This is a genomic window from Pradoshia sp. Z4_20, from assembly GCF_058216035.1.
In genome coordinates, this window is the sequence record NZ_JBZAJD010000002.1 from 621,779 (window position 1) to 637,495 (window position 15,717).

The 15,717-nt window shown below is 37.1% G+C and carries 12 protein-coding genes; 5 read left to right on the forward strand and 7 right to left on the reverse strand.

Going from position 1 to position 15,717, the window contains the following annotated elements:
* Positions 1 to 35: 35 nt before the first annotated feature.
* Both AC4BHP_RS08980 and AC4BHP_RS08985 read left to right on the forward strand, forming a co-directional pair.
* The gene (locus tag AC4BHP_RS08980) at positions 36 to 1,154 is read left to right on the forward strand and encodes a GAF domain-containing sensor histidine kinase (protein WP_490551888.1); all 1,119 of its coding nucleotides are present in this window, start codon (positions 36 to 38) and stop codon (positions 1,152 to 1,154) included.
* A gap of 12 nt (positions 1,155 to 1,166) precedes the next feature.
* Entirely contained in the window at positions 1,167 to 1,799 is a 633-nt protein-coding gene (locus tag AC4BHP_RS08985; protein WP_490551889.1) for a response regulator, read from the forward strand.
* A gap of 142 nt (positions 1,800 to 1,941) precedes the next feature.
* Here the strand turns inward: AC4BHP_RS08985 and AC4BHP_RS08990 are convergent, their stop codons facing one another.
* Positions 1,942 to 3,135: an MFS transporter gene (locus AC4BHP_RS08990; protein WP_066101151.1), complete on the reverse strand. Its 1,194-nt coding sequence runs from the start codon at positions 3,133 to 3,135 to the stop codon at positions 1,942 to 1,944.
* Between the two features lie 374 nt (positions 3,136 to 3,509).
* On the opposite strand from AC4BHP_RS08990, the gene AC4BHP_RS08995 reads away from it, so the two are divergent.
* Positions 3,510 to 3,812: a DUF3139 domain-containing protein gene (locus tag AC4BHP_RS08995; RefSeq protein WP_066101154.1), complete on the forward strand. Its 303-nt coding sequence runs from the start codon at positions 3,510 to 3,512 to the stop codon at positions 3,810 to 3,812.
* Positions 3,813 to 4,016: 204 nt separating this feature from the next.
* Here the strand turns inward: AC4BHP_RS08995 and AC4BHP_RS09000 are convergent, their stop codons facing one another.
* The 5 genes from AC4BHP_RS09000 to AC4BHP_RS09020 all read right to left on the reverse strand — a co-directional run bounded on the left by AC4BHP_RS09000 (position 4,017) and on the right by AC4BHP_RS09020 (position 7,527).
* The gene (locus AC4BHP_RS09000) at positions 4,017 to 4,649 is read right to left on the reverse strand and encodes a response regulator transcription factor (protein WP_140461195.1); all 633 of its coding nucleotides are present in this window, start codon (positions 4,647 to 4,649) and stop codon (positions 4,017 to 4,019) included.
* Positions 4,646 to 5,683, reverse strand: coding sequence for a sensor histidine kinase (locus tag AC4BHP_RS09005; protein WP_490551890.1), 1,038 nt, complete (start codon positions 5,681 to 5,683; stop codon positions 4,646 to 4,648). The genes AC4BHP_RS09000 and AC4BHP_RS09005 overlap by 4 nt, the downstream gene beginning before the upstream one ends.
* Positions 5,680 to 6,411, reverse strand: a complete 732-nt coding sequence (liaF, locus tag AC4BHP_RS09010; protein ID WP_139891360.1) for a cell wall-active antibiotics response protein LiaF — start codon at positions 6,409 to 6,411, stop codon at positions 5,680 to 5,682. Before liaF ends, AC4BHP_RS09005 begins: the two co-directional genes overlap by 4 nt.
* Before the next feature lie 104 nt (positions 6,412 to 6,515).
* The gene (locus AC4BHP_RS09015; protein ID WP_490551891.1) at positions 6,516 to 7,163 is read right to left on the reverse strand and encodes a PspA/IM30 family protein; all 648 of its coding nucleotides are present in this window, start codon (positions 7,161 to 7,163) and stop codon (positions 6,516 to 6,518) included.
* A gap of 16 nt (positions 7,164 to 7,179) precedes the next feature.
* Positions 7,180 to 7,527: a lmo0954 family membrane protein gene (locus AC4BHP_RS09020; protein WP_139891362.1), complete on the reverse strand. Its 348-nt coding sequence runs from the start codon at positions 7,525 to 7,527 to the stop codon at positions 7,180 to 7,182.
* 872 nt (positions 7,528 to 8,399) lie between these two features.
* Between AC4BHP_RS09020 and AC4BHP_RS09025 the strand changes: the two genes are divergently transcribed.
* The gene (locus tag AC4BHP_RS09025) at positions 8,400 to 12,869 is read left to right on the forward strand and encodes an Ig-like domain-containing protein (protein ID WP_490551892.1); all 4,470 of its coding nucleotides are present in this window, start codon (positions 8,400 to 8,402) and stop codon (positions 12,867 to 12,869) included.
* Between the two features lie 284 nt (positions 12,870 to 13,153).
* Here the strand turns inward: AC4BHP_RS09025 and AC4BHP_RS09030 are convergent, their stop codons facing one another.
* Entirely contained in the window at positions 13,154 to 14,188 is a 1,035-nt protein-coding gene (locus AC4BHP_RS09030; protein WP_490552012.1) for a DUF3626 domain-containing protein, read from the reverse strand.
* A gap of 225 nt (positions 14,189 to 14,413) precedes the next feature.
* Here AC4BHP_RS09030 and AC4BHP_RS09035 point away from each other — a divergent pair, with 225 nt between their 5' ends.
* Positions 14,414 to 15,637, forward strand: a complete 1,224-nt coding sequence (locus AC4BHP_RS09035) for a NupC/NupG family nucleoside CNT transporter (protein ID WP_139891366.1) — start codon at positions 14,414 to 14,416, stop codon at positions 15,635 to 15,637.
* Positions 15,638 to 15,717 lie beyond the last annotated feature (80 nt).

Here is a 15,717-nt window from a genome sequence, read left to right on the forward strand (position 1 = left end):
TAATAATAACAAAACATTTATTAAGGAGACTAAAGGTGGTCCGTAAAATTTTTCTCTCAGAGATTCATATATTGAAAGAAATCGCTGAAACATTAAACGAAGGCACTGATTTAACAGAAGTTTTGGCTCAGGTATTAAAGAAGCTTTTAAAAATAACCTCTTTGGAAACCGGCTGGATCTTCCTTATTGACGAACGGGGCAATTACAAATTAGCCGCTTCTGAGGGACTGCCGCCCGCTTTAAAAATTTCAGACTATGAACCCATGTGTACAGGTGACTGTTGGTGTGTGAATAAATTTTTAAAAGATAATCTACATAAAGCTTCGAACATTATGGAATGCAAGCGGTTGGAAAATGCAAGATTGAATCAATGGGGCGATACGTATGGCCTTGTTTACCATGCTACTGTTCCCTTATCAGCTGAGGATGAAAAATTCGGCGTATTAAACGTAGCCGTAACGAATAAAGAAAGATTCGAAGCAGAAGAGTTGGGTCTCTTAGAATCCATTGCCTATCAAATCGGCAATGCCCTGAGACGAATCCATTTAACAAAACGGGAGCAGGAACTGAAAGTTGCAGAGGAACGAAATCGCTTGGCACGGGACCTGCATGATTCTGTAAATCAATTACTTTACTCTATTAATGTGACATCAAAGGCCGGAATCAATCTATCAAAAGAGGATTCAATCAAACAGATTTTTGCTGATATTGGGAGGATGTCACAGTATGCACAGGCTGAAATGAAGGCATTGATCTGGCAATTACGGCCAGATGGACTAAAGAACGGACTCGTTTGTGCCCTCAAATCATATGCTGAAATACTCGGTTTACAAGTTATTGTTCAGGTGAAAGGGACAGGATCTCTCCCTTCAAAAATCGAAGGAAATTTATGGAGGATTGGGCAGGAAGCCTTCAATAATGCCATTAAATATTCCGGTCAAAAAGAAGTCTTACTTTCTCTTGAATACAAACAAAATCATATTATCATGTCGGTTGAAGATGGCGGAGTAGGATTCGATATTTCATCAGTAAAGGGATTGCCGAGTCTTGGGCTTAAGAGTATAGAAGAACGCGTAACAGCCCTGCAAGGGAAATTAAGCATAATTAGCAAAAAGAACTCCGGCACCAGTTTAACGGTTGAATTGCCATACTAAAGGAGAATTTTAATGACGATAAAAATTGTTTTAGTGGATGATCACCATGTCGTTAGGAAAGGACTGGCATTATTATTAAATAGCCATCCTGATATGAGCGTAATTGGAGAAGGAACAAACGGTAAGGAAGCAATTGAACTGGCCAAAAAACTGACTCCAGAGATTATGATAATGGACTTACTAATGCCTGTAATGGACGGAATCGATGCAACAAAACACATTGTGGAAACCATACCGAATGTGAAAGTTTTAATCCTCACCAGCATGTCAGATCAAGACCATACCATTCCTGCCTTGGATGCGGGAGCCAGTGGCTATCTATTAAAGGAAAGCGACCCAGAGGAACTAATCCTAGCTATTAAAAAGGCAGTAAACGGAGAAATCTATATTCATTCCAAAATTACCGCAGAATTAATGACAGTTCTGCAAACGAATAAATCCAAGCAGAATTCGTTAGAATCATTGACTCAAAGAGAAAAGGAAGTTCTCAAGGAAATCACCAACGGCAAAAGCAATAAAGAGATTGCTTCAGCACTTTACATAACCGAAAAAACGGTAAAAACTCATGTATCCAATATCCTGTCTAAGCTAGAGCTGCAGGACCGTACTCAGGCTGCTCTTTTTGCGATACGAAATGGTTTTTAATTGATTTGGATTCGCTGTTATTTTATTGGGGATTTATGTACTCTTCCATTCAATTCATCCGGTAAAAAAAAGAGAATAGAAAATCTATATAAAAAACCAGGTGAGTCATGACTCACCTGGTTTTTTATACGTAATTAAGCAATTAGCGAACTGCTTTCTCACGGGTTATAAGTACGTAAATAACCATCGACATGAATACGGACACAGCCGCTGTCATATAAATACTGCTGTAGCCAAATGAATGTCCAATCTGTCCGAAAATCATAGCTCCTATCCCTATACCTAAGTCAAAGAACGAGTAAAATGTAGCATTAGCCATTCCTTTACGATTTTGGGGTGCCTGATCAATTGCCCATGCCTGTAAGGCTGGCTGAACGCTTCCAAATCCAAATCCATAAAGGAAAGCCGCAAATAACATCATGCTGGTGCTAGGCAGCCAGGATAGTAATAGCATCGCAATAAACACCAACAATGTTCCCGGTATAAATACAGCCTTGTGCCCTTTACGGTCATATAATTGTCCGGCAAACGTTCTTGTCAACATAACAGATAATGCATAGATAACAAAATACCACTGGATTCCATCGATTCCCTTTTGTGCTGTATATAAAGGAAGAAAAGTAGCTATTCCCCCAAAAGTAAATGTGATGAAAAATGCCAGTATGGATGGTTTTAACGAGCTTTTTTCATATAGATCCAGTATCTTCTTACCAGTTGGCTGCACAGTCACTTTCTCAGCTTTCTTGAACTTAATCTGCGTTGCTACCAGAAGAGCAATAACTCCTAGAATAGCACAAATTAAGAAAAACTGATTAAATGGTATCATAACAACCAAAGCAAGACCAAGAGATGGCCCAATAGCCATCGCAATATTTCCGGACAGCCCAAAGTAACCCATTCCTTCACCCCGTCTTGATGCCGGAACCAAGTCTGAAGCAACCGTACCAGTAGCTGTAGTTAATGCTCCCCAACCCAATCCTTGAATAATCCGCATCATGAACAGCAAAGCAATACTTGCCATAAAACCAAATGACCCGAGGGTAAGGATAACAACAATTAAACCTCCGAAATAGACAATTCGTCTTCCCTTCGTTTCCAATGCCTTGCCGGCAAAGGGCCTAATCAGCAAAGCTGAAAATGTAAATATCCCCACAACTGCTCCTATTAGCTGGTCACTTCCACCGAGATGTTTAACGTACAACGAAATTGTCGGCAAGGTCATTTGAAAACCTAAAAAGATCAGGAAGTTTGTAATACAAATGAAGACAAAATCTCTTGTCCATATTTTTTCCTTCTTTATTTTTTGTTTAACTCCTTGTTGTGCTTGATCAATCATTTTATACCTTCTTTCTGCTTCTTTACATTATTTATATTACCCGAATACGAAACTATCTTTCTATGGAAATTTAAAAAATACACAAAAAATCCCTTCTTTTGTAGGCAAGGGAGTAATATATTGTTATTCCCATTTGATAGTATCCTACACCTTTCTGTATTAAAGACTACTTGCTTAAAATGTATTTATAAATTAACTTCCTATAATGTTGAAAGGTTCCACATCTGAATCTACCAGCATACTATCAAACAATTTTTATAATATCATTTTTATTTGAAATGACAGATACTTATGATAGCTCATGCTTGTAAAAGTCCAGTGTGTAGTCTTTATTCTATTAAATTTATTAATAAATTTTTATTAGGAGGTTGTAAATGAGAAAAATAGGAGCGACTGTATTAATTTTGTTAACTTTTATCGGAATTGGATTAGGCTATATTCAATATAAAAAGTCAACTGTTGAACAACGTGTAATTGAGTATCTGACAACTGAAGAGAACATTTCAAAGAATGACATTATTTCCAGTGAACCATTTATTGCAAATTTACGAGGAGATAAGAATTGGATGGTTAGTATTCGACTAAAAGATGATAATAAAACCTACTATTATTACAAAAATAAAAATGAAGTAATTTTAGAATCGTATGTAGAAAACGGAGTAGAACACGTTCAATAAAAGGTAGTAAGGGGAAAATCCTTCATAAATAGGATTTTCTAAATTAATTGGATATAATTAACACTTAAGTTTAACATATCCATAAATAAAAGAGCTCAAATCCATTTGAATTAGAACAGTCGGAGTTGAGCTTCACTTTATTATTAAAATTATAATGATAATTATCTTAACAAAAGTGATTACCATACTCATTCAATCGGTAATCTATTTTGTTAATTTATGATGGAAAGCATAAATTACTGCTTGGGTACGATCCTGAACTTGAAGTTTACCTAAAATATTGCTCACATGTGTTTTAACCGTTTTAAGTGCAATAAATAATTGATCTGCTATCTCTTGGTTCGTCTTTCCTTCCGCCATTAATAATAAAATTTCCATTTCTCGTGATGTTAAATCTTCGTGCAAATCTCTTTTATTTGCGTTCCTAAATTTAGACATGAGTTTATCTGTCACTTCCGGTACCAGAACGGATTGCCCTTTATAGGTTTCGCGTATCGAATCTGCTATTTCACTTGCTTTCGAGGTTTTTAACATATAGCTGATTGCACCTGCTTCAAGAGCCGGGTACACTTTTTCATCATCAACAAAACTCGTCACAATGATTATTTTTGCCTCCGGCCACTCCGCTAGAATCTGCTTGGTTGCCTCAATCCCATCCATTTCAGGCATTACCAAATCCATCAATATTACATCAGGCTTTAGGCTCAATGCCATTTCGACACCCTTAAGTCCATTTTCCGCTTCCCCTACCACTTCAATGTCGGATAAAGAAGATAAATAAGCAGAAACACCTATACGAACCATTTCATGGTCATCTACAAACAATACTCTTATCATACTTTCTCACCTACATTCACTAATGGTACTCTTACTTCGATTCGCGTGCCTTGCTTTGGTACCGAAACCACCTTTAGAATGCCGCCAATTTCTATCGCCCGCTCTTTCATATTTTGTAACCCGTAAGAGCCAGCCTTCGCTTCATCTGCGGTAAATCCAACACCATCATCAATCACTCTCATAATTAAAGAACGTTCATGCTGAATAATATACACTTCCAATAATTGTGCTTTAGCGTGCCGTAATGTATTCGAAACGGATTCCTGGAGGATTCTAAATAAATGATCCTCAATTCCTTTCTCCAATTCCAAATCTTCCACCTTCCATTTTACTGTAAAAGGGATTTTTTGTTTGAGTTCACTTAAAAGATTATCTACGCCTTCCTTCAAGCTTTTATCCTTTAAATGCACAGGACGGAGATGCAAAAGTAAGGCTCGCATTTCTAATTGGGACTGTTGAATCATACTTTCAACCATCCTAAGCTGTTTTTTCTCAGTTGTCTCTTCATTCCCACCTGATTCATTGATGGCTGACATAAGCATGGAAGCAGCAAAAAGCTGTTGACTGACAGAATCATGGAGTTCTCGGGCCAATCTATTTCTCTCCTCCTTAACCATCTCCTGAACTCGTTTTTCCTGTTCCACAGAATTTTCAGTAGCCAGTGCCTGAGAACGTTTCGCCTGATCAAGAAGGACTGTCTGGATTTGTTTTACTTTCTTGACAGATTCAGATAACTCCCTTGTCTTAATCTCTTTTTCCGAAAGATTTTCCCCAAGGTTTACACTCCGCAAAGTATCATTCAACTGATTTATTTCAGATTTATAGAATAACCCGCTTGCAATTCCGAACAAAACACCAAACAACAAGGAAATACTTAGAGCAAATACCAGAAAGGGCACATTAAAAATCTTCTTCTCATATAGAGGAGTCCAATCAGAGGAGAAAAAGATTACATAATAACATAAGAATATAGTTAAAAATAGCAGCAGAGAGATTGATATACAGATCAGTAATTGGCGTTTTAGTATACTCATATCCACTTCACCACCAAATTGCCAGCACCAATCGAAGTAACGACCTTTATTTTATAGCTAGCCTCGTTATATCCTTCTGACCTATACATAATTTGCTGATTTCTAAGCTCTTTTTCCTTTTCTTCAAATAAACGTACTGTTCCAAATAAACAAGTATGGGAAATTTGCACACCCACATCGTATGGTACAAATATTTCAATGTCCCCAATACCATTGCGAATCGAAATGACTGATATTTCCTTTGGCAAGACTGTATTGCTCAAATTGATATGAGTATCTCCGTATACGCTTATCACATTCAGATCATTCCATTCGTATACGTACTCAGGAGTTTGCTGACTTCCAAAAATTCTATTGGTAATCACAGGCTTAGATATTTCACCATTCTGTTTTTCCTGCTGTTCCAACGATTCTTTAGGTTTGATTTGAATAGGTTCACGTCTCTTTTGAAGATGCTGAGAAATAAAATAGAGAAAAAGAATAAAGAAAATGAGTCTGACAATGAATAGATGAATTAAGCCTATAAGACCTGATATTATACCCATCCAAAATATCATTTTCCCAAATAGCTTAGAATAACGGGAATAGCCATAATAAATACAAATTCCCGAAAATAATACGCTAAAAAGAATTTGATGAAAGCGAAAAAAGATAATTTCAATTAAAGCAATGATTAAAATAGCAATTACTATTTTTTCTGCCCAATGGCCTTCTTTATATCTCTGCATATTCCTACCCCCTATCCGTCATTCATCTTAGATGAAACTTGCTGATTACTAATCTAAAACAGACGCAGCAAAATACTGCGTCCTACATACTAGAATACCATTTTTTAATTCACTGTTTCCTTCCTTTTTAAATCTTTTTCAATTTCTGCAATGCGGGTATCAATCGTTGCTTCATAATAATTGGATTTCACTCTATTTTCTATTTGCATCATATAATCATCAATTTCTAAGGATTGTTGCCCCTCACCCTCTACTGCTTCTTTACCGGACTCCATTAACTTATCCATTTTATGATGAACCTTTGCAATATTTTCCCGTCCCATCAGCTCAAGTCTCTTTATATGCATATCTTTCAGCTTTTGCTTCATTAAAGCAAACTTCTCTTCAAGCTGTTTTAAATCAAGGCCAATTTGCACAAGCAGATGTTCAATTTTGGCTGAACGATCCTCATAAACCGCCTGTTCCTTAATGGCAAATTCGAATAATTCACTCACATCGCCTGCTTCCTTTGCAATATGAGCCTGGTGTTTACGTTTATCAGCCATTTCCATAGCAACAGCTAATTCACGCTTCATTTCCTCTTTCAATCGATATTGACGTTGTATTAATTGTTGAACCTGTTCTACCTCTCTTTCGGATTGTCTCAAATATTGATTCAATTTTGAAATTGGATTCCTCTCCTCCTGCTTATCGATTAAATCATGAATATCTGCTTCCACCGAATTTTTCATACGAGTAAATAAATTTGCCATGTTCCCTGCACACTCCTCATTTAAAATTTTTATTTAATTGTTCCCATTCTTTTTCAAAGTTTGTAAATGGATCATCATGACTCACATAGTCCTTTTCCTGCTTATGTTCCTTATATAGATAATAAAGAACATACATAGCAACCAAGCCGATTAGCGCAGGTATATTACTAACTGAAGCTAATAATGTAATGACCGCAATTGCTCCCCAAACCACTTTCGATAAATTGGTATCTGCCTTCATAAAGCCTTTCACGGCAAAATACAAAATAGCTAATGTAATGGCCAATGTAATAATGGGACCAATATGACCGATCACGATTAGACCAGCCACCATAACAATCAAAATCAATCCGAGATTTTTCATTGATATTCCCTCCTTATGTCTTTAGTTTAGCTTGGAAGAATATTCTTTATAACGACCCTGAGCTTGATTTCCAACTAGGTCTTGAGGCGTAGCTAAACTAAGACTATTAAAAGCTCTACAGTACTGCTTCCAATAAATAGCGCAAAAAACATTGAGAGAATCGAGTATTGCACTGGGAGAAGAAAATCCTATACAGCTAGTGCTGAGACGACTGTACAGGCCCGATAAGCATAAGAAGAGGCGCGCCAGGGGCGATTTCTCCTACCGTAGTGGCTATCCTTATGACCTCGAGGGACTAGGAGTCGAAGCCGAATCACACCATATATTAAGTAAAGTAATAATGGAAAATCTAACAGACTATCTAAATAACCATCTGCCCCGGGGAGCATACGTAAGTTTAATAGTTGATTCCCCAGCTGATAAGCTTTATGAGAAATTCGATTTTGAATATAACGCTCCCCAATCTGTCGGGATGTATCGAAATTAATATAGTTTTAAAGAATACATACTCAGAGCCAAAGAACGCTGAGTTTTTGGTTGTCATTCAAGTTTTCTAATAATGTCAATATCTCTTCTTTTTTGCTACTTACCAGTTAAAATGGCCTTGTATACTTAAAAAACACACTTTTCTACTCATCTTCCTTCTGTGTGTTTCTACCCACTCTTCTCTGTTTTTCGAGCATAAACCCCATAATTAGCTAAGTCGTATTTACTATTTTTTGAAAAATCAAAAAATTAAAAAGACTATTTATAATCGTGGTGGTAAATTAATAGTGTGGTAGATAGTAAATTATTTACCTAAACTTTCATTTTCAATTAAGGGGTGATTTTGTAGATTTCAGATATTGACAAATAAAAAGGAGGTTGGAGCTTTGCATTTCAAAAATACTAAGAATGTCGTTTTTGTTTTACTATCACTGGTATTACTATTATCTAACTTATTAATCGGTATAGGTACAGCGAGCGCTAATACATATGAAAACTCTAAACTAAAGCCCTTTAGCAACACAGTAAAAAAGAAACTGGATGTAAGTAAATATGACCCAGATGAAAAGGTGCGCGTTATTGTAGAACTCGAAGGTACTCCTGCAATTGATTACGCCACTAAACAAGGTGTTATGTTTAAAGAACTCTCCAAATCAAAACAATCGGAATTACAAGCAAACGTTAAAGACCAACAATCCGATTTCCTATCATCTATTAATAAAAAACATGTAAAATTCGACGTTGAAAACTCCTTTACAGTAGTCGCAAATGGGGTCAGTGGTGAAGTAAAGGCTTCAGACATATCAAAAATTGAAAGTATCTCCACTGTTTCATCTGTATATATCGCTAATGAATATAAGCGACCGGAAGTAAAACCTGAAATGGTATCCAGTGGTGATATCGTTGAAGCAGAAGAAACATGGGTCAAAGGATACAATGGTACAGGTACAGTTGTTGGTATTATTGATACTGGAATTGATCCCAGCCATAAAGATATGGTTCTAACTGATGAAAGCAAAGCAAAGTTAACAAAATCGGATGTAGATGCAAGCATTTCTAAAAATAAATTACCAGGAAAATACCATACAGCGAAGGTTCCATACGGATACAACTATTATGATAAGAATCAAGAAATTCTTGATCTTGGCTCTGATGCATCCATGCATGGTATGCATGTTGGTGGAACGGTTGGAGCAAATGGATCCAAAGATGCTGGAGGCATTAAAGGAATTGCTCCTGAAACACAATTATTAGCTTTAAAAGTATTTGGTAATGATTCAGAAATGCCTTCTACATGGGGCGATATTTACGTTAAAGCAATTGATGATGCCATTTTGCTTGGTGCAGATGTGTTGAATATGAGTCTTGGATCAACTGCAGGATTCCAATCTCCTGAAGATCCTGAGCAAAAGGCGATTGAAAGAGCTGTTAATAACGGTGTATTAATGGCCATTTCAGCGGGTAACTCTGCTCAGATCTCTGATGGATACGCAGATCCTTTTGCAACGAACCCTGATATCGGGCTTGTAGGATCACCAAGTGTTTCCAAAGATTCCATCTCAGTTGCTTCTCTTGAAAACACACATGTATTTGTAGATAAATTTGAATTTACGATTGGTGGAACGACATACTCAGCTGGATATAAAACACAATCCTCTCCTCTACCATTAGATGTTTTCGGTACAACTGAAAAAGATGTTGTTTATGTTGGTAATGGTCATCCAGATCAATATCAAGGAAAGGATGTAGCTGGTAAAATAGTTTTTGCTGTCAGAACAGCTGCTACTCCAAACTACGGTGAAATCCAAAAGCAAGCCGAAGCTGCCGGAGCCATCGGTGTTATTATCAGGGGAACTCCTGCACATGGAGATTTTGTCAGCATGGCTCTAAACAGCCCTACTATCCCACTGGTTTCACTGCGAGTAAGCGATGGTACTATGTTTGAAGAAAAAATTAAAGCAGCTGGTGATGTAGGTAAAGTTAAATTCACCGGGGAAATGATACAACTAGAAAACGGTACAGCCGGACAGTTGTCTACCTTCACTTCATGGGGAGTAACACCAAACTTAGATTTTAAACCTGAAATCACAGCACCAGGTGGAAAAATCTATTCAACATTAAATGATGATAAGTATGGAGTTATGAGCGGTACATCCATGGCTGCACCGCATGTAGCAGGCGGATCTGCCCTTGTGTTGGAATATGTAGAGAAAAATTTTCCAAATCTTGAAGGCAAGGATAAAGTCCAACGTGCGAAAACTTTATTAATGAATACATCTGAAACTATTAAAGATCCTCTCGGTACAACCTATTATTCACCACGTCGTCAGGGTGCCGGGGTTATGAAATTAAACTCAGCAATTACTTCCACAGTTTACGTGGTAAATAAAGGAACGGATGATGGAAAAGTTACATTAAAAGAAATTTCCAACGATAAGTTCTCTTTTACACTGACTGCTACTAACTTCAGTGAGAAAGATGCAACATACACAGTTGATACAACTGTACTATCCGATGCTCTGTACGAAGCAGGTGGATATACGTTCAATGATCTGACACCACAGGAAATCAAAAAAGCAATTGTTACATCCGATAGTGAAATTACTGTTGCAGCTGGTAAATCTAAAGATTTTACAATCACAATTGATTTAAAAAATGCAAAAGCTGATTTAGAAAAAGCGATGAAAAACGGATACTTTGTTGAAGGCTTCGTATTCTTAAAAGCTAAGAATCTCGAAGACTCTCTACCTACTTTATCCATACCATTTGTTGGATTTAAAGGTGACTGGAATAAACCAAACATTATCGATCCAATGAATAATTCCGTCGATTCATTCTATGGATATACAGGTCTTGCCGATTCTAATACCGGTGAATTTTTAGGAGTTAGTCCATTCGATAAGAATCAAATTGTTGATCCATCTAAAATAGCTTTTTCACCAAATGCTGACGGTCATTATGATGCAGTGGCCCCTGCCCTATCATTTTTACGAAACAGCAAAACGGTGGAATACAGTATTACCGATACAGATGGTAAAACATTGCGTAAAATAACTACTGATAAGTACCAAAGAAAGAACTATGCAGCAGACTCTATCGTAACATTCGAGCCATACTTCACTGAATGGGATGGTAAAGTAAATAACAAATCTGTTGAAGAAGGACTGTACTATTACCAAGTCAAGGCAATAATCGATTACGAGGGCAAGGAACCTCAAGTATTTAAAATGCCAATCCTAGTAGATAATACAGAACCAACTGTGTCTGATCTTAAATATGATGATGCAACAAAGACAGTTACATTTAAAGCTGAAGATACAAATTCAGGCGCAGGACTTCAATATATCGAGCTTTCCGTTAACGGTAAAGCACTGAAAGATTATGTAGCACCAAACAGCACCAACACATACAGTGTCAAATTATCCGACCTGAAGTATAGCGATGATACACCAGTAGAAGTGAAAAACGGTGACAATATCAACGTAGTTGCCCATGACTATGCTGGGAACCGCGGTGCTAAATCATTATTGGATAAGACAATTCCTTATATCAGTGTCATAGAACCTGCACCACTTGGAATCTACAATGAACTTGAAGTATTTGTCTTCGGATATATAACTGACGATTCTGAGATAGATTATGTATGGGCTGAATATGAAGGGAAACGCCAGAACCTTATAATTGAGTTGGATGAAGAAACTAAGGAGCCTTATTTCTTTGATATTTTTGAGTTCTCCAAAGAAGGTAAACATGATATTCGATTCTATGGAGCAGATGTAGCCGGTAACAAGATTGATTTCAACAGAGAAATCTTTATTGATACTAAAAAGCCAACAATTGAAGTTGACTACAAGGCATTCTCCACAGGTGATAGCCAAAAAGTTAAGGTCAAAGTTGGTGATAACTACAATGCTCTTCGACTAGTCGTTAATGGAAATGAAGAAATAAACACATTTAATGATTTGGGTGACTTACCTGTTTACGCACCTTACTCTGTAACTCAGGAAATTGAACTTCCATTAGCGGAAGGCGTGAACGAGTATGAATTCGTGCTTGAGGATATAGCAGGGTACCAAGTTAAGAAGAAAATTGAAATTAATAAGGTGCCAATTCCTGTTAAGCCATCCGTAAATGCTGTAACGGATGCCAGCACAAAAATTACGGGAACTGCACCAACCGATTCAAAAGTAACCATTACAGATAAAAAGAACTTAACACTAACAACTACAGCGAATGATGGTAAATTCTCGATAGATTTAAAAACGAAGCTGAAAGCCGGTACTAAATTATACGCTACTGTTACAGATCCGAAAACTGGATTAGTGAGCGAAGTAACAACGATCACAGTAACGGATAAAACAGCTCCTTCCGCTCCTTCTGTCAATGCTGTTTCAGACAAGTCTACAACTGTAACAGGTAAAACGGAAGCTGGTGCAAAAGTAACAGTTAAGGCTGGTTCTAAAACTCTCGGTACAGCTACTGCTAATAGCAAAGGAAACTATACAGTCAAAATCAAAAAACAAAAAGCTGGCACTTCCCTTTCTGTAACTGCGAAAGATAAAGCTGGCAATACGAGCAAAGCAAAAACAGTAAAGGTAGTAGATAAAACTGCTCCATCTACTCCTTCTGTTAATCCAGTAAAATCAAGTTCTACAAAAGTGACAGGAAAAACAGAAGCCGGGGCTAAAGTAACGGTCAAAGCCGGTTCTAAAACTCTTAGCACTGCTACGGCCAACAGCAAAGGGAACTATACCGTTAAAATCAAAAAGCAAAAAGCCGGTACGACTCTTTCTGTAACTGCCAAAGATAAAGCTGGCAATACGAGCAAAGCAAAAACGGTTAAAGTGAAAAAATAAGTAAAGCAAAAAGGTGCCCTGGCTTGTCGCCCAGGGCACCTTTTATTTTTACCTAATAATCTGTCTTTTAAAGCTTCGATTCATTCTGATAGAAGATGAAACTACTGTTATACCAAGAGGGATTTGTTCATGTTAGATATGTTCTTATATAATTGGCAGGTTAGAGATGAGTGGTTTAATTGGTGTAACAGTACCCAAAGAAGAACTGACAAAAAAACGCATGGGTGGAATGGGTAGTATTCCACATAATTTATATCATGTCATCGATTGCGAACAAATTTGGATTAATATCTCACCAATACATGCCAAAGGAGCTTTAACTCCTGTAGCACCTCTTTGACAGTTCCATAATCAGACCAATTCTCAGGATAACAGCACAGGTCTTTTGCTGCTGAACCAATTACGCTTGCATCAATATAATCACAATTAGTTATTCGTTTTGCCAGATGAGGCATTTTCGCTCCTCTGAAATCTGAAGGGACGTCCTTGCTATTAAGTTTAAAGCCCTTTCTCCAATATAGGCTGATTGAATACTGTCCGCAAAGCTGCTCTAGCATATTTCCGATTTCAGTAGCTTGAAAAGAATCATCAGCCACAAGTGCATCAACATCCTTTTCAAGCGATACTTCCCCGTGTACTTGTGCTTCAATGTAATAATCCAGATTGCGATTAGGTTTTCGTTTCACAAGGTCTGATTGTATATTATATAGGTTGGCCAAATAACTTATTAGCTTAGGTGGTCGTAATTCTGATTCGCCAAGTACAATTTCTCTGGAAAATGACTCTTCTAAAAGCGCTGCCAAAATTAAATCGAATTCTTGATATATCCCTTTTTCCTTTAATTCGAGGTGTGAGTCCATATATGCGTAGGTAGAACGATAGGAGACTTTCGGAGAAAGCAGAAAACAACAGGAACCAAAACGTGGTGCAGGTCCATCAGAATGTAACATAACATTCAATGCCCCATATTTAGGATGTTCTTTATGGCTTGTGCCTTTAAACTGATAAGCTCCTCCAAACATTCTTGTCTCCCAAAGATCACGCTCACCCCCTTGATAGGCAGAGACACTTCCATTTGAAATGAATGTTTCAAATTGACTCTTGTATACACCCTCATTGAATAAAGATTCAGCCACGCTTATCCGGTTGTGAGTGAGCCGATCCGGATGAAAATGCAAGCCAATTCTTGCGTTATTCTTCATATTATTAACCGCTTGCTCAAATACTTCTGTTGATATATTTGACATCGTCAGTACATGATTAAGAGTTCGTTTTGCATCTTTTTGTAGTTTTTTTGAGTATGCTTCAATATACTGAATCGCCTATCGTTGAAATGCTGTTAACATCTATTCCCCTACTAACCAAAACATAATTAGGAGTGCATTTTGACAAATATTTTGGCTATTTTAACTCCATACTATAAAAACAATGGATAAAATATACTTCACTTGCAAATTATGCATCCAATTGATATATTAAGTTTTTGTGTAAAAGTAACTTTTTTACTATTCTCAGACAGAAAAATACTAACCAGAGGTGACATAATGAATTACTTATGGGGAATGCTCGGGATTATCTGTATTTTAGGAATCGCCTTCCTTCTATCAACCAACAAACGAAATATTAATATTCGAACTGTAGTTGTAGCATTGGCTATTCAAATTTCTTTTGCTTTTATTGTTTTAAAATGGCCACTTGGACGTGCAGCATTTCAGAAAATAACCGATGTTGTGAATAACATAATCGGTTACGCAAATGAAGGAATAAACTTCCTGGTTGGCGGTCTTTATACACCACAATCAGGCATTACAACCGTTTTCTTATTTAATGTTTTAGGAATCATCATTTTCTTCTCTGCTTTAATCTCTGTTTTGTATTATTTGGGGATTATGCAATTTGTCATTAAATATGTAGGTGGCGCTCTTGCAAGACTATTAGGCACAAAAAAAGCCGAGACATTTAATGCAACAGCTAATATATTTGTTGGGTGTACAGAAGCACCTTTGGTTATAAGGCCGTTTATAGATAGATTGACCAATTCCGAATTATTTTCTGTTATGGTCTGTGGGTTGGCTTCAGTATCAGGTAGCGTACTTGTAGGATATTCTTTATTAGGTGTTCCCTTAGAATATTTGCTAGCAGCAAGTATTATGTCTGCACCGGCAGGACTATTACTTTCTAAGATCATGATACCTGAGATGGAACACAGTCAGGAAGATGCGACAGGTTTTGAAATGGAAAAGGATGAAGAGGCAGCCAATGTAATAGATGCAGCTGCTAACGGAGCATCAACTGGGCTTCAATTAGCACTGAATGTTGGAGCCATGCTGCTTGCCTTTATCGCTTTAATTGCTCTGCTGAACGGTCTGTTAAGTTTCGTTGGTGGATGGTTTGGATTTGATCAGTTATCAATTGAATTACTATTAAGCTACATATTTGCTCCATTAGCTTTTGTCATTGGTGTACCTTGGAATGAAGCCTTGACAGCTGGGAACTTCATTGGTCAAAAGCTTGTTATAAATGAATTTGTGGCATATAGTAATTTTGCTCCAATGATTGACTCCTTATCAAATAAAGCCGTTGTCATTATTAGCTTTGCACTCTGTGGATTTGCAAATCTTTCTTCTCTTGGTATCTTACTTGGAGGACTTGGAAAGTTATCTCCAAAGAGGAGACCTGATATCGCACGATTAGGCATTAAAGCGATCATAGCAGGTGCACTGGCATCCTGTTTAAGTGCTGCAATTGCAGGAATGATTATTGGGTAGGAAATAATCGGATTTTTAAAGCTTAGGATATTAAATACTATGGCCTCAAGTGATTTTAAGACTTGAGGCTTTAATTTTTA

Coding starts and splice junctions, on each gene's coding strand:
- AC4BHP_RS09000 (WP_140461195.1), bottom strand. CDS start 4,649: ATGATAAGAGTATTGTTTGTAGATGACCATGAAATGGTTCGTATAGGT.
- AC4BHP_RS08985 (WP_490551889.1), top strand. CDS start 1,167: ATGACGATAAAAATTGTTTTAGTGGATGATCACCATGTCGTTAGGAAA.
- AC4BHP_RS09005 (WP_490551890.1), bottom strand. CDS start 5,683: ATGAGTATACTAAAACGCCAATTACTGATCTGTATATCAATCTCTCTG.
- AC4BHP_RS09015 (WP_490551891.1), bottom strand. CDS start 7,163: ATGGCAAATTTATTTACTCGTATGAAAAATTCGGTGGAAGCAGATATT.
- AC4BHP_RS09035 (WP_139891366.1), top strand. CDS start 14,414: ATGAATTACTTATGGGGAATGCTCGGGATTATCTGTATTTTAGGAATC.
- liaF (WP_139891360.1), bottom strand. CDS start 6,411: ATGCAGAGATATAAAGAAGGCCATTGGGCAGAAAAAATAGTAATTGCT.
- AC4BHP_RS09020 (WP_139891362.1), bottom strand. CDS start 7,527: ATGAAAAATCTCGGATTGATTTTGATTGTTATGGTGGCTGGTCTAATC.
- AC4BHP_RS08990 (WP_066101151.1), bottom strand. CDS start 3,135: ATGATTGATCAAGCACAACAAGGAGTTAAACAAAAAATAAAGAAGGAA.
- AC4BHP_RS08995 (WP_066101154.1), top strand. CDS start 3,510: ATGAGAAAAATAGGAGCGACTGTATTAATTTTGTTAACTTTTATCGGA.